The following is a 19160-nucleotide window of genomic DNA, read 5'->3' on the forward strand; positions in this document are numbered from 1 at the left end:
CTTACATTACATCACCCTGTACTTTCCGGAAATGGAACACTACTTCAACAGCTCTCGTTCGGAGTGGTTTTGTCGGTTTTTGTTGAAGTTCCCAACACCGGCCTCAATCACACGGTACCGCTGTCAGACCTTCGTTAAACGTGCCTGGGATGTGGTCGGTCGAAAGGTGAGCAAGCAGAGCAAACTGGAAGAAATTTATGCGCTCGCCCACCAATCGGTTGGGTTGCCAGTCGCTTTAGACAGCGTCGCTGTGCAAACCTTCAAATTGCAAATAACGCGATTTCTTGAGTTGACCCAGCTACGCAAAAAACTTGAGCAACAGGCCGATAGTTTCTTGTCATCACGCTCAGACTACCATCGTCTGCGATCTATACCTGGCATTGGTCCCATCATTGCTTTAATCATATTGGCTGAAAGTGGCGATCTGACACGCTTTAGTCATTATCGCCAGTTTCTGGCCTTTTGCGGATTTAACCTATCCGCTCAACAAAGCGGAAGCAAACGTGGCGCCTACCGTCTCTCGAAACGCGGCAATAGTCGCCTGCGTTACGCTTTCTGGTTGGCCGCAACCGTTGCAATCAACATGAAAGAAAATGCGTTTCGGCAAAAATTTGTCAGATATGTGCAGCGTGATCCGACCGATGCAGACTTATGTCGCAAAGCGCGGGTCGCGGTGGCCGCCAAGATGGCGCGGGTGGCGCATGCGGTGGTTAAACAAAATGTGAACTATATCGGGTTTTATGAGGTTAGCCATGGGACGTAAGTCACGAGGGCCGTCAGGGCGCTGAGAGGCGACCCCATAGATAATGCTCCACGCCCATGGCTATTTGATAACTGCTGTGTGAAGCTTGTTTAGGCCGGTTGATTCGGACCTTCTGTATATTATGGTGAGCATCTAACATGATGCCGTCGGCACAGAGCATGCATTAAGCAGCGCCCCCTGGGTGGGTGCTAGGGACGGATTTTGTCTGAAAATGACTTGACAGCGCAGGTAGCTCGTTGTCACAACGTAAGCACGCGGGCTTGCCCCGCCATTCAATGATCGGATCCAGCGCCCGCGTGACTCGCTCGGCCGGCAGCGAGAAGTCCACTTCAATGCCCAGACCTTCGCGGTTAAAGTCGTCGACCACGTTAAAGAGCCGAATGCTGCGGCCGTCCGCCAGCTGATCGTGCATAAAATCCATCGACCAAATCTGGTTTATCGCGGTGGCCGTGCCCAAGGGTTCGGGGCGTTCGCGCACGAGGCGCTTTCTGGGCTTGATGCGCAGGTTCAGTTCCAGTTCGCGATAGATGCGGTAAATTCTTTTGTGGTTCCACTTGAAGCCTTTAACGTTGCGTAGGTACAGGAAACATAAGCCAAAACCCCAGTTGCGCTGGGCCGTGGTGAGCCGCAATAGCCAGTCAGCAATTACGTCATTTTCATGCGCGTGCTTCGCCTGATAGTGGTAGCCGCTCTGGCTGATGCCAAACGCCTCGCACGCCAGGCGGATGCTGGATTTAAAGTGCTCAATGGCACAGCGCGCCATCTCTTTGCGTCGAGATGGCGCTACCACTTTTTTCGTAGCGCTTCTTGCACCATTTCAGCCTTCAGGCGCTCTTCGGCGTACATCTTCTTCAAGCGGGTATTCTCCGCCTCCAGCTCCTTCAGGCGAGCCATCATCGAGGTGTCCATGCCGCCGCATTTAGCGCGCCACTTGTAAAACGAGGCGCTGCTCATACCGTGCTCGCGGCACAGTTCTGGCACGGGTGTCCCGGCTTGCGCTTGTTTGAGGATCGCCATGATCTGGCTATCGGTGTATCGCGACTTTTTCATTGAATTTCCTTTTATGGAAATTCTACCTTCGATCGCTGCGTTTTAATGGGGGTATTACCGTCTTGGTGTTCTTTCTAAGGATAGTAAAACTCATTTGCCGAGTTTTTCCTGTATAGCCTGGCACTGGGCTATCAGAGCATCGAAAGGCTCAACGTCGTCCAGAAACAGACCGTCATCGACCATGTGTTGATAGTCGGTTGCCAACTTGGTCAAGGCGTCTTCAGTGGGCACAAGCTGGAGATTTCCACGCACTGCAGCGTGATAGTCAATCCGCTTTCCCTGTGCATCTTTTTCCGTGAAGAATATGGTCTTGTGATCGGCTACAGCGGTGGCGAGTGCTTGATCCAATAATGCCGTGTCAGCTATACCGGCAGTATCCAGACGGGCGATGTCATGCCAATGGCGCGCGAATCGGTCTCCACCGCGGAAACTACCTTGAGCGCAAAAGACATGGATCGCTGTGGCTTTTTCCCAGAAGGTTCGTTCGGCACGCATCACATTCGGTGTTGCCTCGGGAAACGCCACACCTTGCAAGTGTGGCGCTGCATCGCAATGAATTGACCGCAGTTCCGAGGGTTCTCCGGTGGATCGCGCACCAAATTCGAGCATGACGGAGGAGGGGATGTATCCTGTCCCTGAAGCCAAGGGTTGATAGTCGATGAAGACCTTGTCGGCTTCAGCCCGGACTGTGGCAGGCAAGTTGTGCTGCGCCAAGTCTTGTTGAAGAAGGGGGATGACATCAGTCGCTGCCCAGTCAACTAAGCGGGAACGGATCTCTTTGCTCCATTTTTTTTCCTGAGACTTGCTGGCTGGGAGTGGATCGTTTGTGTCGCCGATCAGATCGGGCGCAATGGCTCGGATGTCGTAGGTGAGATCCACATCTTCGGAGAAACGCTGAATGACACCATAAGCCTTCGACAGGGAGGTGCCGCCTTTGAATACCAGGTGTGATGCATAGGGTGCGGTGAAAATGTGTCGCAACGACCACACTACCCAGACATCTTTTTCCAGCAGATGAGGAGGACGCCCCGACATGTTGGCAGCCTGCTCAAGCGCTTCCAGGCGATCTTTGATGGAAAGGCCGAAGAATTCAGCCATGGGACACCAGAACGCTGATTTTCTGTGCCATCCAGGTCGGCAGACGCCCACGTGCTGAAGTCATTTTTTCCACTTCAGCGGGTGATAGTTTGGCGCGCAACGTACGTATTGCTTTACCGGATTTTTCTGGTCCCAGCCAGGCCAGTGCACGCACGGCATCGCCAGCGGCGCGATCCGGGTAAATCAATTGCCATCCAGGTGCGTGACGCAGTTCCACTTTCTGCGCACCTAACTGCAGGTGCCGACTTGGACCGGATGTCAGATAGATGGCCTGCATAGGAACTTGCGTCGTGAGGCCTAGTGCGTTGGCAGAGGATGCACCGTGCGGCACAATGGTCTCGCCACGTTGCTTAGCCAGATTTTCGACCATTTTGGCTGTTGAGGGCGCACGGGTCCCAAAGCGGTTTTCGATTGGCAATACATAGATGCCACGGCTCGCACGCAACAAACGACCGCGCTGAGCTAGGCGGGACAGAGCTTGGTCTACGGCAGCACGATTGCCCAGGTGCAGTAACTCTTTTGCGACCAAAGGCGCGCCCTCCGGTAAGCCGGTAGCGTGCTCAAGTATTCTTTTGGAAAGAGTCTGCATAAGGTCGCCTCCTGATTGGTAGAAATATAACAAAGTTTCTGACACTTTTCAAGTTGAGCGGAAGATCGTACGATATAATATGTTCGGTAATTGTGCTGCTAACGTTTAGATTTACGCCCGCAATGCGCTCCATCTCCCGCGCCCACTTTTGCCCCGGAAGGGGATATTCGAACTACCAGCGAGTAAACCGATGAACACCAGCGAAAAGATCTATTCCGGCAAGACCAAGGACCTGTACGCCCTGCCGAATGACAACATCCTCCTCGTTTTCAAAGACAACGTCACCGGCGAGGACGGCGTCATCGACCCGGGCGCCAACACCGTCATCGGTCAGGTCGAAGGCAAAGGCCGAAAGTCTCTTGCCATGACCGACCATTTCTTCAAGTGCCTCCACATTGCCGGCATCCCCACCCACTTGGTGCGTCTCGATCTTGAGCAGGCCAGCATGGAAGTCCGTCGCGCCGAGCCACTGGGCAAGGACATCAGCGGCAAGGGCGGCCTCGAGTTCATCTGCCGCACCCGGCCCTGGGGCAGCTTCCAGCGCCGCTACCAGAACTACATCCAGGACACCGTGCACAAGCTTGACGACCTCGTCGAGATCACCATCAAGGACGATGAACGCGGCGATCCCCTCATCAACGACGACACCATCGTTGCCCTCGGCCTCCTTACCCAGCAGCACCTCGAGCAGGCCAAGGACCTCACCCGCCGGGTGTGTCGCATCGTCGAGGCCGATTTGGCCGAGAAGGGCCTAACCTTGATCGACATGAAGATCGAAATCGGCTTCGTCAGCGGCGAGGTCGTGGTCATCGACGAGGTCTCGGCGGATGCGATGCGGGTCATGGACGAAGAGGGCAGGGTGCTGGATAACGGGACGCTGTACGAAAAGATGATCCCCTAGGGTGGTGGCGCACACCTGACAGCACAAAACACCTCAGTTTAGGTGCCAGGGAAGATGGGCCAGACGCCGTCTGACCCATCTTTGGATGGACCGGATAAATCTCGTCACAGCCTCCGACTGGTGAATAATTCTACTTTATAGTCTCCGGTATAGCGCCATGCACAACACGTAAAAAGCACTATTCCAATACCACGGTCTAGCGATTTTCCTCAAAAATCAGCATTTATGTACGTACAGGCTCTATGCGTGCTGGCAGCCCTTGTCGAACTACCGAGCCTGACACCCAGTCGATCCAGACATTTGAGTGCGCACCACGGCTGGGGTCGGCGAAGCCAAGCTCATTCAGGTTTACACCAGCCGAAAGTTGTTGGTTGTGCGGTGTTGCTTTGCCGTCGATGGTGTGCGAGGCTGCACCCAGTTCGGTATGACCGTAACCGTGCTCAATGGCAATGGCACCCGGCATAATGCCTTCGCGCACCAGGGCCACCCCCGTAATCTTGCCGCCTGGGGTGATAATATTGATTGGATCACCGTTGCTGATTTCCAGTCGCATCGCGTCGGTTCGGTTGATTGATACCGGGTTGTGCGGATGCAGTTGCCGTAGACGGTCCACGCCAATAGACATCGAACTCATCAAGTTCGACTTGTACGATGTTATTAGCATCGGCCACTCCTGCTCATTAAATTTTTCACGCATAGGTGTGCCGTCGCCTAGGCGAGTCGGGTAATAAGTGGGGCAGCCGCTGTAGTGTTCACCTGTCATAGAATGGCGCATACGGGCGATCTGTTCACTCCAGATATTCAACGTGTTCGTGTGCGTTTTGCGTATTTGGTCACCATTCCACGCGCTTGTCAGATCATCAAACCGTCCGCCACGTGTCATTAGCATGGCGACACGCCGCCATTCTTCAGGCTTTAAGCGTTCTTGCAACAGGCCGGCGTAGCGGTTCACACCCGTGAGCAGCATATCGTCGTCGCTAGCCTCGCCAACCTTGCGGCCTGTGGCATATGCCATATTGGCCAGTCCACGTAGATAAAAGTCTTCGGCGTTCATCAGGTCGTGAGCATTGCCATCGCTGTCCTTAATGACGCCTTTGCCAAAGCCAGGCATTTCCAGGCGCAGTGCGGCCTCGATGAGAAAGGTCTCCAGGCATATCACGTCACCCTTGGCTGTTTGAGCGACAGCAGGTTTTATCGTGGGCCATCTTACTGTCGATGAACGTGCGATAACGTCGGCCCAAGGCGCACCGATGCCCCAGCTTTCATAGGTGATGGTGTCGGGCACGATATAGTCTGCCCAGGCGCTGGTTTCATTGATGAACGCATTGACTGAGATGTGCAAGGGCAAGACTTTGGGGTCTTTCAGCTTATCGAGCAGTGCGTTTTTGAAGCCACACATTGCATAGACCGGATTGCTCATATGATTGAGCCAGATTTTGATCGGATAAGGATAGCCCAGCAGGCCCGATGCCAGCATTTCACTACTTAATGCGCCCACAGCGGGGTACCAGGGCGCTGCGGCAGGGTAGGGGGTGCCGTGCTGCTCCAGTTTGCGCTTGTATTCGCTGGTTTTTTCGTAGGGAAAACGGCTGCGCGACAGTGGTACACCCGTCGGCTTGGCACGCCCGGGAAACTGTGCAAAATTGTAGCGTGGTCCGGGTCCGAAGGGCCCAAAAGGCCCGGCATCCAGAACCAGCCCGCCTTTAACGTTCAGGTTCCCAACCAGCGTATTGAGCATGTAAATGGCATAGGCCGTGTAGAAGCCTGCACCGTTCATTGTGCCGCCGTGCATGTCGGTGACAGCCTGCTTGCCGTAACTGGTGAATTCGTGAGCAAGGTCTTCAATGACCTGCACGGGGATGCCACAGATATCAGCGTAATCAGAACGACTCATGCGTGCGGCTTCTTCACGCAGTTTCACAAAGCTGCTGCTGACCTGTACGACAGTGCCATCAGCCAAGGTTAACGCGTGTGGCTCGACCAGTAGTTGGGCAGGGCTTGCCACCGTGTGCGGTGACAGGCTGCCGTCGGCTAACTGCACAACATAGACGTCCTCGGGTTGTTCTGAGCCTTCCGTGGCTTCGGGCAGTGCCCACCCCAGGTCGGCGCCGCGCACGAAAGTGCCGAATCGTGGGTGATCTTCCTGTGTTATCAGAAGGTGTGTGGCATTAGTCCAGGCGGCTTCTTCAGCGGCCTTGGCCGCAGCGGCACCGGGTTGCGACAACATCGTAGCGTCGTAGCGATTGTGCTCGATAATCCAGTCAATCATGGCCATGCACAAGGCCAGATCTGAACCGGGTTTTACGCCTATCCATCGGTTGCCGGACCCCGAAGCCAAACTGGATGAGGTCGGCAAAATCGGTGAAACCACGACGTAACGAAATGGCTGGTCTTTGCGTGAGCGGGCTGTGGCCAGTTCGCGTCCTTGGCGTTGAAACGGGTTGCCCGACTGGGCTGGTGCGGCGCCGATAAATAATCCGAATCGTGCGCTAGTCCAGTGGGGTTTGCCGTGGGGCATACCGGGCAAATCGCCCAATGCGGCGGCCGCGCCAATGCGGCGGCTCTGGCCACAGTAGGAACCGTGATTGCTGCGGTTGACGGTACCGAACGATTGTTGTGCAAACCGGTTAACCAAAGCAGAGCGCCCTTCATTCGCCGAATCGTTTACGACGAGCTGGTTAGATACGGGGCCATACTCTGGATTCTCGGGATCAATCAAGGTTTTCTGATCGAACACTGCACGAAGGCCGTCGACGTGGCCTTCGCCGAACAGATCGCCGCCCTCACAGACTTCTTCGAGCATCTGCTCAAAGGCAATGGTTTCCCACTTTCCTGAACCCCTGGGTCCGACACGTTTAAGCGGAGCCAGTACACGGTAGGGACTGTCGACCTGCGCCATCATGGACGAGCCGCGCGCGCAACTGGTTGCGCGTCCCTCTAGGCCATTGTCGCCACCGAGCATGGCGTATACCTGGCGTACCGGCATGTCCATGGGGGCGGGGTTAGTCGTTGCAAGTGGGTGGTAGGGGTTGCCTGCGATGCGAAGTATGCGATTGTTTTCCGTATCGACACGCACCCGGACACCACACTGTGTCCAGCAGCCCAGACAGCTTGACGGGCTGACAATCTGACCGTTGTTCGTCGACAGATTCCCGCTGGCATCGATCATAAATTCCGGCTTAAGCGAGTTGCCACGCAGGGCGTCACCGACCGGCTCGCCGGCGGTGCCACTGGCCAGACCTTTGACGGCTTTATGCAGGGTGTCGCCATAGCCTGCGACAAAGGTCGCCATTCCGCCTGCAGCAATACCGCCACGTGCCAGCAATTTGCGTCGGTCTAAGCTGGTTGGGGTGTCATCGTTTTGCGCGTGATCATTAGGGTGCTTTTTACTCATGATAAGTGCCTCTGATTCGATTCGATTCGTTGCGGTGCGTCGTTTTAGTGCGCTACGTTTTACACAAGGGGACGGGCGTTTTGGATGTGCTGGCGCAGATCGCCGATCAGCCACGTAACAATTGCGATCAGCGAAATGCATAAGCCCAGAACTCCAAGCATGCCGAGCAGGCCATCGCTGCCCAACGGCATCTCATACAAATACAGACCCGCTCCATACTTAGGGACTTCCTGTGCTTCCATGAAGATGACCCATCGAAACACCCATCCCGAGGCCAGCAGCAGGGCTGCGGTCACAAGCGAATACACGGGACCTGTCAAGCGTTGTGGCGAGCATGACATCAGCATAATGACTGCTAATCCTGTAGCGATCGAGCCCAAGAAGCTCATGCGCCATGCTGGAAATTCGGTAAAGAGGCGTTGTGCCTGGATGAATGAAGCATCTTGTCCAGTCATGCCCGTTACCAACCATGCCAAGGCGGTAATGATTGACCCAGCAATTCCGATCCACACCAGCCGGCGCACCAGGATGGCGGGTAAGAGGGTAGTGCCGCCCGGCAGCCAGCGGGCCACCAGCAGTATTGCTCCCAGTGCAGCGAGCCAAGCGGTCAGGGCGAAGTTTACGGGCAGAAACGGTGTGCTCCACAGCGGACGTGATTTCAGCACCATGACTTCAGAGCCGCTGTATACCAGCACTGTGAGTGCCGAGGTGATCAACAGGATCCCGAGCACACGTAGCAGACCGCGATGGTTGAACCACCAAGCGACGCAGAAGGCCAAAGCCAGGGTTACGAACGCCGGAAGGAGCACGGCACCCAGCGACATCCATGACCACGGTGTGAAGTGCACGAAAAAATGCCAGAAACGACCCGGTTGATGTAGGTCGGCTAACAAGGACACCGGTGCAGCGATGGCCGAAACGGCGAGCACAACCACCGCTGCAGGCAGTAGCCGGTCGCCTGCCGAGCCGGGTGCGCTGAAGGCGCAGCCAGCTGCAATCAGCGCAGAGCATGTTGCGATACCCACTAAAAAGAAATACTGCACTGCCCAAGGCAGCCACGCGACTTCATAATGGGGGGTAAGCAGTTCGATGATTTCCATGGTGTATTCCTATAGGTCCATCAGGCGCAGACTGGCCTGGCCGTCGATGTCATTTACGAACTCATCAGGCAGGCCTATATAGAAGACGTGCGGATTAGTGTTCTGATCCGGTTTCAACACTTTGATGTCACCGTGACTCTCGGCCATCTGGCGCGATATTTCGCTGTCGGGGTCGTTCAGATCGCCAATTACCCGGGCTCCGCCAACACAACTCTCCACACATGCCGGCAATAGACCCACTTCCAGCCGGTGTTCACAGAAAGTGCATTTGTCGGCCGTTTGAGTTTCATGATTGATGAAACGTGCGTCATAGGGACAGGCCTGTACGCAGTAGCCGCAACCTACACAGCGGTCACTGTCGACTAGTACAATCCCGTCCTCGCGCTGAAATGTGGCCTGGACCGGGCACACCGGGACACAGGGTGGCGTGTCGCAATGGTTGCACAGTCGCGGCAGGCTCAGCATGGCTGCGTTCTGCTCCTCCGGAAGGTTGACCTCGTACTGAAGTACGGTCGTGCGAAATTGACCGATGGGTGCCTGGTTTTCCAGCAAGCAGCTTACGGTACAGGCTTGGCAGCCAATGCACTTACGTAGGTCTACTAGCATGCCATAGCGTTTGCCCGGCTGACCGGGACGGCGCACGGGCTGGTCGCCGATAGCAGCTTTGGCAGGCATAATAGGGATGACGGTTGCGGCGGCGCCCAGGCCAAGGATTTCTTTTAGAAAGCCCCTTCGTGCGGCCGGTTTGGGCAAATCCGAAAGCGGTTTTGTGCTGTTGTTTTCCACGTGGGCTCCTTGGAACATGAGGTGCCTTCACGATATCAACCATGCCGTCACGCAACCATTCTTGTCTTCTCGTAGTGGCCTAGGTACTTGTACCTATTTCGAGCGACTAATTTGGTTATTGTTGCGTTTTGTCAAATGTATTTAGGTGGCCGGGTACTGGAGGCGGTGTCACCTTCCAGCGCGTCAGGGTCGGCGCGCAGCACGAGGCGCGTCAAACCGGGTGCATTGCTAGCGCCGGTTTTTTCCATAACATGCAGGCGGTGAATGTGCACGGTTTTCTCGCTGATGTCCAGTTTTTTTGCGATCTGCTTATTGGGCAAACCTAACGCAACCAGCTCGGCAACCTCGCTTTCACGTGGTGATAGGCGATCGAGAATGATCCGAGCCTCTAACTTTGTCTGAGCATGCGTGCGCAGGTTATGTGTACGTGTGACTGCCGCCGACACTGCATCTAAAAATGTCTGATCGTGGAATGGCTTTTCAAGAAAATCACAGCCTCCTGCCTTCATGGCTTGTACCGCCATTTGCACATCGCCATGGCCGGTGATGAAAACAATAGATACCGGCCAGCCTTGCGCCATCAGCTGCTGCTGGAGTGCCAGACCACTCATCATGGGCATGCGTATATCAAGCACCAGGCAGCCCATGTCTTCGGGAGGGGCGGCATGTTCGTTAAGAAAGGAGACGGCGCTGTCGTAAGCAACAACTTGCCATCCTGACGAATCGAGCAAGAAAACAAGGGAACCTCGAAATGAGGCGTCGTCATCAATGACGTAGATCGTATTGGCTGATTGACTTTTTTGTTCCATGAGTACTCCCGATCTGGCATAACCTGGCGCATCTATACTGCCGAACCGCGATATTGATGCTTTAGCTTGGCTTTATTATGTGTTCAGAGGTGTTTGTGTCTTGCACTAAGATGGGCAGAGACAACGAGAGTATCATTCCCTTGCCATCGCAGGGCGTGCTTGCCGTAATAGTTCCACCATGTGCTTCGATGATGCTATAGCTGATCGACAGACCCAGTCCCAGGCCGTCGGGCTTTTCAGTATAAAAGGGTTCAAACAGCTGTGCCTGCTGGGCGTTACTTAAGCCAGATCCGTAATCACGCACATGTATGAATATGTCTGTGCCCTGCTGTGCGAGGGTGATATCAATGTGTCGCTTATCGGGTTCTATCCCGCGCATGGCATCCATGCTGTTTTTCATCAAATTTAGCAGGACCTGCTGTATTTGCGATTTATCGATTTTTACCTTGATGTCTTGCGACAATTGATCATCGATATTTATCTGCGGCGTTTCCGACAACATTCCGCAAAATAGCGAAACAGCACAGGACACCACGTCGATAGGCCTGCAATCCTGGCGGATGCTGACACGCTTGCGTGCAAATGCCCGTATGCGTGAAAGTACGTTGGCGGCATGCTGGGCTTGCTGAGCAATTTCGGTTGCGGCCAGACGAACGGCATCATCATCCAACCGGCCGCTGTCCAGCCGGCGTAGCAGGCTTCGACCATAATTAGCCATGCTTGCCAGCGGCTGGCTTAATTCATGCGCAAGCGTTGTTGACAGCTCGCCAAGAATCGACAAGCGTGCCAGGTGATCAACAGACTCCTGGCTGGCCCGCATACGGGCTTCGATTTGCTTTCGTTCTTCCAATGTCTCGCGTAGTGCGCGCGTTCGTGCATGCACCAACTTTTCAACCCGAAACGTGTACAGCAGCCACAGCAGCACCAGGACGCCCAGCAGGGCCAACACCGGCCAGTGGCGGCGGGCCAGCGCGGCAACTCCTTGTTCCTTCAAGTATGCGTATGGTCCGATCTGCAGTTCGCGAAACAGATCGTGCACAGACTGGTAATCTGCGGGTACGGTGAACCTAAGACCGCCTGTTGTTGCGGGCATCTGCAGCAGTGTGATGGCAACGTCGCGTGCCAGTTCGGGCGGTGTGTGGGGCAGGGTGGCGAGCGGCCAGTCGGGGTACAGCCGTGTGGAAACGGCACATCCGAATCCGGTATCCGGTTGCGGTGACAATACTTTATAACGGTCGCGCCAGTCGGGTATGTCTTCGAGTACGCAGGCACGTAGAATACCGGCATCGGCGCGTCCGTCAGCGACGGCGTCAAGCACGCGGCTCATGGGGAAATCGACGAAACTTTTTGCTTCCAGATCGGACTCCGGGTCAATGCCCAATGCCGCCAGTTCGCGCCAGACAGTCTGATAACCGCCAAACCCGTCGTGAGCTGTGGCGACCAGAGTGTGCCCCGGCAGGTCCTCAAGGTTAATCAGGTCTTCGCGGTCCGCGCGTGCGATGACGGCAGAACCCAGACTCAAGCCATTTATCGAGTTGCGACCCTGCTCGACGGTAACGATACGGCTGGCGCCGACGCTTAATTCCAGTGTGACGTAGTGCCCAGGGTTGGTGAGGACAAAATTAATAGAGCTCCCTACGGCCGCATCGGCAATCTCGTTCAGATCAAGATAGACGAACTCGACCTGATAGGCGGGAAGGGCCGTTTGCAGAAACTGCTGCACGGGCGACCATTCTTGTGCAGCGTGCGCTGTTCCCATGTACGCCAATACGCCGACGCGCACGACTGAAGCGGGCGCATTAATGGAGGGTGTCGCATCGCTCGCCGGGGAAGCTTGGATCGGTTGCCCATGCGCAGTGAGGGGCTCGTGGGCCGGGTCTGTATTTACCGCCTGGACAGTTGATAGTTGGGTTGCCGTCAGGGACAGTATCAGAAGCGATAAAAGTCGGGATAGACGGCCAGGACGTGTCGCCTTAGCCATATGGATAATTTTGAGTATGAGGAGCGTCTTATTAGATGCTGGGTGGCGTTATTCGCCTCTGTTACGACATCATAACGCTAGTACTTTCCAACCGGGCACGTTCTATCCCGTTAGCTACTGCTTGCCATTCATGCTTTATAGCGTGAAGGTTTCGTCTGCAGATGCCAGCTTGGGCAACGTGACGTCGGGGGCTGGGCTATTAATCAGGGGCGAAGGGACATCGCTGAGTTTCAGTGTCAAGCCAACAGCCAGAAAACAGAAGAGGCGCTTCAATCCCAGACGGCGTGCTTTCGATGGTGCGTGCTGGCTGCTTTCCCAGTTGCGTCGATTCTACTTTATAGTCCTGGGCATAGCGCCGTGTGCGATACGCAAAAGGAACACTTCAATATCAGCTGAATCGCACTTCCAGCTTCTTACCAAGAGCGGCTGCATTTCTGAAGCGTAGCAATTGACGGGGAATGCTTGCCAGTAACCAGCGCTTTTCCAGCCGCGCTACAGCCGGTGCTTTGGTACCCATGCGTTCGGCTACTTGGGCCTGCGTGAGCCTGGCTTCAGCCCGGGCCTTCAGGATAGTGTCCAGCATCGGCATTTCCTCGCGCTCGATGCGCTCGTACTCAGTAAAACACTCGGGCGATCCCCTCTGCGCCTTTTAACCGTAACTCGAATAGGCCTTCACCAAAAGCTTTGGTATGTTCGGACCGTTACTCACCATCCGTCGCGATAATGCTGCATAGCGTGCCTGCAGAGTCTTGGGCAGAGAAAGAATCTGAGCCTGCACCGGTTCACTGTAATAGTGGATGGAGTAGGTCATAGTGAAATGATAACAAATATGTTAATTAAGGACAAGAAAATATGGTAGGTTTCGGGTTCGATAGTCGTTTCTTTTTCTGTGCCGAATGGAGTTAATTCAGCACAAAACACCTCAGTTAGGTGCCAGGGAAGATGGGTCAGACGCCGTCTGATCAATCTTTGGATGGACCGGATAAATCTCCTCACAGCCTCAAGTTGGTGAATAATTCTACTTTATAGTCTCCGGTATAGCGCCATGCACAACACGTAAAAAGCACTATTCTGATACCACGATTCAGCGATTTGTCCCAAAAATCACATTTATGCCCAAAAACACGCAATCCGCTCAAAAACCTGGCAGCATCAAGCAATTTCAAGCAACGCCAAGCGAACTTCTGGGATGGTATTTTGGATGGTATTGGCAGGAGGCGTTATAAATAAACTCAATTAAATCAATGCTGTAAATAAGCTATTGACCATTGAGTGGGAATAAAATCAGGTCCTTTTGGGACTATCGCTGCTTATCGAAAAGCCACCGTAACGTATTGATTTATAGGTAAATATGTTGCGGTGACTATCGGTAGCTATCGCTGACCAGCAAAACAAGTTGACGATAGAAGTGGCGGTAGGAACCGGTGGCCCGATTAAGACCCTGCCGTTCACTATTCAGACCAAATCGGTCTTTGACGGTAAAACGCTCCTCTGGAAAGCTTATTTTATGCGGCTTTCCGGGCATCAGCAGGTCTCCTGACCCCTGACGGTAAAAAGCCGTCATAAACAGGAGAAAACCTCGATGCTTACTGACACCGCACTACGCAATCTCAAGCCTAAGGCCAAGATTTATAAGGCTTCTGACCGCGACGGGATGTACGTCACGGTATCGCCCACCGGTACCATCACCTTCCGCTACGATTACCGTCTCAACGGCCGCCGCGAGACGCTGACCATCGGCCGCTATGGGCCAGCGGGCATTTCGCTGGCGCTGGCTCGCGAAAAGCTAATTGACGCTAAGAAAACCGTCGCCAAAGGCACGTCCCCGGCGCTGGAGAAGCAGCGCGAGAAGCGCCGGCTGACCGCCGCCAAGACCTTCGGTGACATGACCGAAAAGTGGCTGGCCGGTGCGCGGATGGCCGACAGCACCAAGGCGATGCGCAAGCACATCATTGCTCGGGACATCCTGCCGGCCTTTCAGAATCGGAAGCTCAATGAAATCACCGCCGGTGACCTGCGCGCCCTTTGCAACAAGGTGAAGGATCGTGGTGCCCCCGCCACAGGGGTCCACATTCGAGACATCGTGAAACAGGTCTACAGCTTCGCCATTCTGCACGGCGAGAAGGTGGATAACCCGGGCAACGACGTGAGCGCTGCGTCGATTGCGACCTTCGTGCCTAAGGATCGCGCCTTGTCGCCGCTGGAGATTCGGCTGATGGCCCGACAGATGGAGTCGGTGGCGACCTATCCGACCATTCGGTTGGCGTTGCGCATGATTCTGCTCACGCTGGTGCGCAAAAGCGAACTGATCAAAGCCACCTGGGATGAAGTCGATTTTGAGAACGCGGTCTGGACGATCTCCAAGGAACGGATGAAAGGGCGCAATCCGCATGTGGTCTATTTGTCGCGTCAGGCGCTCGACATTTTCGTTGCGCTGCATACGTGCGCGGCCGGCTCCAAGTTCGTGCTGCCGTCGCGCTATGACTCTGACCGCTGCATGTCCCAGGCGACCTTGAACCGGATCACGCAGATCGTGGCGGAGCGGGCCAAGGCCGCCGGTTTGCCGCTGGAGCCGTTCACCGTCCATGACCTGCGCCGCACCGGTTCGACGCTGCTGAACGAGGTCGGCTTTAACCGCGACTGGATCGAGAAGAGCCTGGCGCACGAGGACGGCCGTTCCTCGCGTTCGATCTACAACAAGGCCGAGTACGCCGAGCAGCGGCGCCACATGCTGCAAGAGTGGGCCAACATGGTTGATGCCTGGATTGACGGGGAGAGCTACGTGCCGGCATTGACGCCGGCGAACGCGGGGGTGCCGACGTTGAGCGCAACAGCGTAATACGACGACAAGGTTGTCACTTGACAACCTTGTTGATCATCCTCATACTGGAGACTATAGATGGCCCGTTCCCTTCATTCGAAGAAAGAGGTCGAGGAAGCTCTCAGGTACGCCGAAGGGCAGGGTTGGCGCGTTGAAGTTCGCGGCGGCCATGCCTGGGGGCGGATTTATTGTCCGTACAACGATGAAGAATGTCGCTGTGGCGAATTCTGCATTACTAGCGTCTGGAGCACACCGAAGAACCCCGGTAACCATGCACGCGCCTTGCGGCGTGTTGTGGACAATTGCACCATGCACCGCAAGCTATTCGAAGCTGACGACGGTGCCAAGGAGTAGCGTGATGGAATATACCTTTACCCTGAAATATCAGCTCACTGACGATGACCGCAACTCAGATGCGTTGATCGAGCGCCTGGGCGTAGCGGGCTGCGACGATGCCCTGATTGGCATCGGGCAGCCGGGGCGCTTGGCGCTGGAGTTCACCCGCGAAGCCGCCGATGCTGGCGCGGCGGTGCGCAGCGCGCTGGCCGACGTGCGCCGCGCTGCGCCGTCGGCACGACTGATTGAGGTCACGCCGGATTTGGTGGGGCTGACGGATGTGGCCGACATCGTAGGCGTGTCGCGGCAGAACATGCGCAAGCTGATGCTGGCTCATCCGGGAACTTTCCCGGCACCGGTGCATGAGGGCAGTGCGTCGATCTGGCATTTGGCCGATGTGTTGACCTGGTTGCAGGCCAAGGGCAGCTATTCGCTGGCCGAGAACGTACTGGACGTGGCGCGCGAGGCCTTGCTGGTCAACCTGGCAAAAGAAGGGCGGCGGTTGCCGCGCTCGGTTTCCACAGAGCTGGAAGCTTTGGTTCAATAGCATCGAGAGAGGCCGCAACGTGTTGAAGCGCTGCTAGAACTCGCCTCGACGTTCCATTTCGTCGATGGTTGTTTCGGCCAATGGGATGATCTGGCGCAGTTCCTAGTGGTGTATGGTTTATCTTTGCCATAAAAAGATCACTGTAAGTGATCAAACTGTTCATTTTTCGAACCATGGCGATAAACCTGTTCGAGCATGACTTGCCACGGGTTGTCGGTGGATACGCGAAGAGTCACGATCTAACATAAGAGTTGGTAAAAGGGATGGTTTTACGGTGCGTTTTTGACGGGACGCGTTTTACGTTGCCGGACATCCGGCCCTGTCGAGCGACGTGTTAGTCCCACGCGTGAGGCTTGCTTACGCGTTTCTATCCAAGCGTGCACCTCGTCCAAGTCCCAGACGACGCAACGCGGCGTTAGGTTGAAGCGGCGTGGGAACTCGCCTCGGCGCTCCATTTCGTAGATGGTCGTTTCGGCTAAAGGGACGATTTGGCGCAGTTCCTGGCGGCGGATGGTGCGACGAAAGGGTAAAACTCCGCCCTTTGGAAACTGGGGCAGCTCGCCGTAGGCGTCAGAGTCGGGCAACGGCATCGATGCCGGGCAGGGCGATGCTTCGGTGCCCTGGCTTTGGCTGCTTTTCTGGAATGGTTGATTGTCCATGTCGCACTCCGTGAATATGTGGCGCTGCATGTTTTTCTGTTGCACGGAGCAATGGTAGCGTTCATCGACTATCGCTGAAACTCGCTGTAGCGTAGCGGGGCGTAATCGGCACCCATTGGTTAGGGTTGATCATGATCTTCTCCTCGTTATTGCGCGGTTTTGAAAACGTGTATTGCAGAAGAACGTCACATGAGCCATTGACTCGGATAGTTTGCGTTTTGGAGGCTTGTTGGGTGCTGGTGGGCATAACTCTAGGTTGATATGAATAAGATCGTGGAGGTTGTTGCATGCTTTTGAGGTGTCTGGGATGATTTTCCGTCCCCCTTTTCCACACCTTTACCCCAGGAGCACGATGAGGACGAGAGGACAACGAGCACACCGAGCACTTTGAGCACCGCAATTTTCCATTAAGTATCTGATATATAGGTGTTTTTGTAGAATAAATGTGCGGAATCGTGCGGTTTAAAATTGTTTTAGTGTGTGCTATCATGCGTCTTAAACGGTGTTGAACACTCGTTTCGGCTACTTGAACATCGGCTATATGATGCGTACTGAATCGTTGGTTTCCTGAGCGATGTAGGCGACACTTTCTTCATCGAAACTTTCTAAATGAGGTAAGCGTCATGGCCACAGCAAAGCAGGCGAGTAGCAAGCGGCTCAAGATGTCAGAGCGTGCAGAGCAGCAGTTGCAAGTGCTTTTCCCTGAAATGGCCCAGCAATGGCTTTGGAAGAGGAAGACCAATGATGGGTTCACAACGCTGCCGCGAACACTGCCTATTGTTATGCAAGCAATAGATCATCAATCCAAAGGACAGCCTGCGGGCCATACCCTTTTTTGTCTATGGGCACGCTCGCCAGACCATCCTTTGGTCACCATTGAACACCCGGCAACTTTTGCCAGCGAAGCGGGATTTGATGGGGTGCGAGCGGTGGATACGTGGCGCCGGCGCATGAAAACCTTGCAGAGGCTTGGTTTCATTGAGCCAAAAAAGGGGCCTTCAGGGGATTTCCATTATGTCTTGCTTTTGAATCCAAACATGGCGGTTGAGTGGATGCGGAAACAGGGCATGGTGCAGGCCGACTTGTACGCTCGCTTTCTCGCTCGAATCACTGAAATCGGTGGTTACGGGGACATTGAGACCATTCATGCCTATTGGGCCAGTGAGGCAGAGGCGGCAACGGCGAATGACAGTGGCAATGCTGCGGCACCCTCTGTAGCGACTGAAAGCCCAGCGAGTGCGCCATTGCCTCCTGAAACCCCGGCACCTTCGCCACCGCCACCGCCCCCGGTCTCGGTCCCAGGCTCAACCCCAGCGGCGAGTACGCATCCTTCTACCGTTGCGCAGAAGACGCCTCGACGCAGGCGTACGCAAGGGGTATGAGATGTGGCGCTTGCCCAAATCCAAAAGGGGGCGTGAGGCTGAACGAGACAGTCCCTACTGTGCATTCGACGATGATCGGTATCGGTTTTGGGCATTGCTCGTCCGAGATGTCAGGGGTGTGCTGTGCACGCTTTGCTGGGCAGTAGCAATGGTATTGGGTGCGTTACATGGTTGGCCTATTACCTCGTCGTTTTTTAGGGTCGTGCTAACGAATGTTGGCACTCTGTAAGGCTGTCGTTGTGGTTTCGACAGACTGGCAGCCAATCCCAGTTTTTATAAGCTGCAATAGCAAAGAGCTTACTTGCGGTTAGCCTGTGTAGGTAGCTTGAGTGAAATTTTAGGCATTACCCGACGCTATTTCTGCTTTAAGTCTGGCAATAGTGGGCTCGCCCCAGTCACGCCTATGTTTTATGACTACCCGACCCCCATTGCCTATACGTTCGGCCAGCTCAGCAAGTGTTTGCGCGTGACCGCTAGGCCATTTGTTGGCCAATGCGAGTGCTTCAACAGCGCTATATGTGAGCGGCTCGCCCGCTGCATGCAGTGCCTTAAAAAGCTCTTTTGCCCTAGCCTCATCCAAAGGATGAGCAAGGCCAGTTGCAACATTGACGATTGAATGTTAATGGCCAATTAAAATGACCCACTAATGGCCAATAGTTTTGACCCACCTGACGGTGGCTGCAAAGCCATGAAACGTGTAGCGTTCCTGCCATATAAAAGACAACGGGAGCGCGTCAGTGAAGGAGTGGGTAGTGATACACAAGATCAAAGGGCTGTATGACCGGGGCAAGGGGCTGTCGATCCGTGCCATTAGTCGGGAACTGAGCATCTCGCGCAATACGGTGCGTAAGTATTTGCAGTTGGAAGAGAAGCAAATCAGCGCCTACAAGGATGACGGGTCGCGCCACAAGCACCTGGACGCGCATCGGGATTTTCTGATCCAC

The 19160-nt window shown here is 55.0% G+C and carries 14 protein-coding genes and 4 pseudogenes; 7 read left to right on the top strand and 11 right to left on the bottom strand.

Annotated elements, in window-relative coordinates; genetic code table 11:
- Positions 1–4: 4 nt before the first annotated feature.
- Positions 5–763, top strand: a pseudogene (locus CR159_RS17075) (transposase); the annotation flags it as partial.
- A 235-nt stretch (positions 764–998) separates the two neighbouring features.
- Here CR159_RS17075 and CR159_RS17080 read toward each other — a convergent pair.
- From CR159_RS17080 to CR159_RS17090, 3 genes and pseudogenes are all read right to left on the bottom strand, one after another.
- Positions 999–1813 (bottom strand): annotated as a pseudogene (locus tag CR159_RS17080) (IS3 family transposase); the annotation flags it as partial.
- 90 nt (positions 1814–1903) lie between these two features.
- Positions 1904–2911, bottom strand: a complete 1008-nt coding sequence (locus CR159_RS17085) for a nucleotidyl transferase AbiEii/AbiGii toxin family protein (RefSeq protein ID WP_102075180.1) — start codon at positions 2909–2911, stop codon at positions 1904–1906.
- Complete coding sequence (locus tag CR159_RS17090) at positions 2904–3500, bottom strand: DUF6088 family protein (protein WP_102075181.1); 597 nt, start codon at positions 3498–3500, stop codon at positions 2904–2906. Before CR159_RS17090 ends, CR159_RS17085 begins: the two co-directional genes overlap by 8 nt.
- A gap of 190 nt (positions 3501–3690) precedes the next feature.
- Here CR159_RS17090 and CR159_RS17095 point away from each other — a divergent pair, with 190 nt between their 5' ends.
- The gene (locus CR159_RS17095) at positions 3691–4401 is read left to right on the top strand and encodes a phosphoribosylaminoimidazolesuccinocarboxamide synthase (RefSeq protein WP_102075182.1); all 711 of its coding nucleotides are present in this window, start codon (positions 3691–3693) and stop codon (positions 4399–4401) included.
- Positions 4402–4624: 223 nt separating this feature from the next.
- On the opposite strand, the gene CR159_RS17100 is transcribed toward CR159_RS17095, so the two are convergent.
- The 6 genes and pseudogenes from CR159_RS17100 to CR159_RS17130 form a co-directional block, all read right to left on the bottom strand.
- Positions 4625–7795, bottom strand: coding sequence for a tetrathionate reductase subunit A (locus tag CR159_RS17100; RefSeq protein ID WP_102075183.1), 3171 nt, complete (start codon positions 7793–7795; stop codon positions 4625–4627).
- A gap of 59 nt (positions 7796–7854) precedes the next feature.
- Complete coding sequence (gene nrfD / locus CR159_RS17105) at positions 7855–8895, bottom strand: NrfD/PsrC family molybdoenzyme membrane anchor subunit (RefSeq protein WP_102075184.1); 1041 nt, start codon at positions 8893–8895, stop codon at positions 7855–7857.
- 9 nt (positions 8896–8904) lie between these two features.
- Entirely contained in the window at positions 8905–9699 is a 795-nt protein-coding gene (dsrO, locus tag CR159_RS17110; protein ID WP_102075185.1) for a sulfate reduction electron transfer complex DsrMKJOP subunit DsrO, read from the bottom strand.
- Between the two features lie 113 nt (positions 9700–9812).
- On the bottom strand, positions 9813–10490 hold the full coding sequence (locus CR159_RS17115) for a response regulator transcription factor (protein WP_102075186.1): 678 nt from the start codon (positions 10488–10490) through the stop codon (positions 9813–9815).
- Between the two features lie 61 nt (positions 10491–10551).
- Positions 10552–12471, bottom strand: a complete 1920-nt coding sequence (locus tag CR159_RS17120; RefSeq protein WP_255398929.1) for a sensor histidine kinase — start codon at positions 12469–12471, stop codon at positions 10552–10554.
- A gap of 388 nt (positions 12472–12859) precedes the next feature.
- A pseudogene (locus CR159_RS17130) lies at positions 12860–13087 on the bottom strand (helix-turn-helix domain-containing protein); the annotation flags it as partial.
- 966 nt (positions 13088–14053) lie between these two features.
- Between CR159_RS17130 and CR159_RS17140 the strand changes: the two are divergent.
- The 3 genes from CR159_RS17140 to CR159_RS17150 are packed head-to-tail and all read left to right on the top strand — an operon-like array spanning position 14054 to position 16175.
- A complete protein-coding gene (locus tag CR159_RS17140) occupies positions 14054–15310 on the top strand; it encodes a tyrosine-type recombinase/integrase (protein ID WP_102075188.1) in 1257 nt (418 codons plus the stop codon).
- A gap of 60 nt (positions 15311–15370) precedes the next feature.
- Positions 15371–15646, top strand: a complete 276-nt coding sequence (locus CR159_RS17145) for a hypothetical protein (RefSeq protein WP_102075189.1) — start codon at positions 15371–15373, stop codon at positions 15644–15646.
- 4 nt (positions 15647–15650) lie between these two features.
- Complete coding sequence (locus tag CR159_RS17150; RefSeq protein WP_102075190.1) at positions 15651–16175, top strand: helix-turn-helix transcriptional regulator; 525 nt, start codon at positions 15651–15653, stop codon at positions 16173–16175.
- A 269-nt stretch (positions 16176–16444) separates the two neighbouring features.
- Here the strand turns inward: CR159_RS17150 and CR159_RS17160 are convergent, their stop codons facing one another.
- Positions 16445–16834: a helix-turn-helix transcriptional regulator gene (locus CR159_RS17160; RefSeq protein ID WP_102075191.1), complete on the bottom strand. Its 390-nt coding sequence runs from the start codon at positions 16832–16834 to the stop codon at positions 16445–16447.
- Between the two features lie 623 nt (positions 16835–17457).
- On the opposite strand from CR159_RS17160, the gene CR159_RS17165 reads away from it, so the two are divergent.
- Positions 17458–18216 (top strand): hypothetical protein, encoded by a 759-nt coding sequence (locus tag CR159_RS17165; protein WP_199173347.1) that lies wholly within the window; start codon positions 17458–17460, stop codon positions 18214–18216.
- A gap of 337 nt (positions 18217–18553) precedes the next feature.
- On the opposite strand, the gene CR159_RS22255 is transcribed toward CR159_RS17165, so the two are convergent.
- Positions 18554–18829, bottom strand: coding sequence for a DUF1889 family protein (locus CR159_RS22255; RefSeq protein WP_369406260.1), 276 nt, complete (start codon positions 18827–18829; stop codon positions 18554–18556).
- A 139-nt stretch (positions 18830–18968) separates the two neighbouring features.
- Here CR159_RS22255 and CR159_RS17175 point away from each other — a divergent pair.
- A pseudogene (locus tag CR159_RS17175) lies at positions 18969–19160 on the top strand (HTH domain-containing protein); the annotation flags it as partial.

The sequence above is a fragment of the Pollutimonas subterranea genome (assembly GCF_002849655.1).
Taxonomy (GTDB): domain Bacteria; phylum Pseudomonadota; class Gammaproteobacteria; order Burkholderiales; family Burkholderiaceae_B; genus Pollutimonas; species Pollutimonas subterranea.

Bases quoted from the DNA above. Each gene is read 5' to 3' on its own strand.
- CR159_RS17150 (WP_102075190.1), top strand. From the start codon at position 15,651: ATGGAATATACCTTTACCCTGAAATATCAGCTCACTGACGATGACCGC.
- CR159_RS17120 (WP_255398929.1), bottom strand. From the start codon at position 12,471: ATGGCTAAGGCGACACGTCCTGGCCGTCTATCCCGACTTTTATCGCTT.
- CR159_RS17160 (WP_102075191.1), bottom strand. From the start codon at position 16,834: ATGGACAATCAACCATTCCAGAAAAGCAGCCAAAGCCAGGGCACCGAA.
- CR159_RS17145 (WP_102075189.1), top strand. From the start codon at position 15,371: ATGGCCCGTTCCCTTCATTCGAAGAAAGAGGTCGAGGAAGCTCTCAGG.
- CR159_RS17115 (WP_102075186.1), bottom strand. From the start codon at position 10,490: ATGGAACAAAAAAGTCAATCAGCCAATACGATCTACGTCATTGATGAC.
- CR159_RS17095 (WP_102075182.1), top strand. From the start codon at position 3,691: ATGAACACCAGCGAAAAGATCTATTCCGGCAAGACCAAGGACCTGTAC.
- nrfD (WP_102075184.1), bottom strand. From the start codon at position 8,895: ATGGAAATCATCGAACTGCTTACCCCCCATTATGAAGTCGCGTGGCTG.
- dsrO (WP_102075185.1), bottom strand. From the start codon at position 9,699: ATGTTCCAAGGAGCCCACGTGGAAAACAACAGCACAAAACCGCTTTCG.
- CR159_RS17100 (WP_102075183.1), bottom strand. From the start codon at position 7,795: ATGAGTAAAAAGCACCCTAATGATCACGCGCAAAACGATGACACCCCA.
- CR159_RS17140 (WP_102075188.1), top strand. From the start codon at position 14,054: ATGCTTACTGACACCGCACTACGCAATCTCAAGCCTAAGGCCAAGATT.
- CR159_RS17090 (WP_102075181.1), bottom strand. From the start codon at position 3,500: ATGCAGACTCTTTCCAAAAGAATACTTGAGCACGCTACCGGCTTACCG.
- CR159_RS17085 (WP_102075180.1), bottom strand. From the start codon at position 2,911: ATGGCTGAATTCTTCGGCCTTTCCATCAAAGATCGCCTGGAAGCGCTT.
- CR159_RS17165 (WP_199173347.1), top strand. From the start codon at position 17,458: ATGGCCACAGCAAAGCAGGCGAGTAGCAAGCGGCTCAAGATGTCAGAG.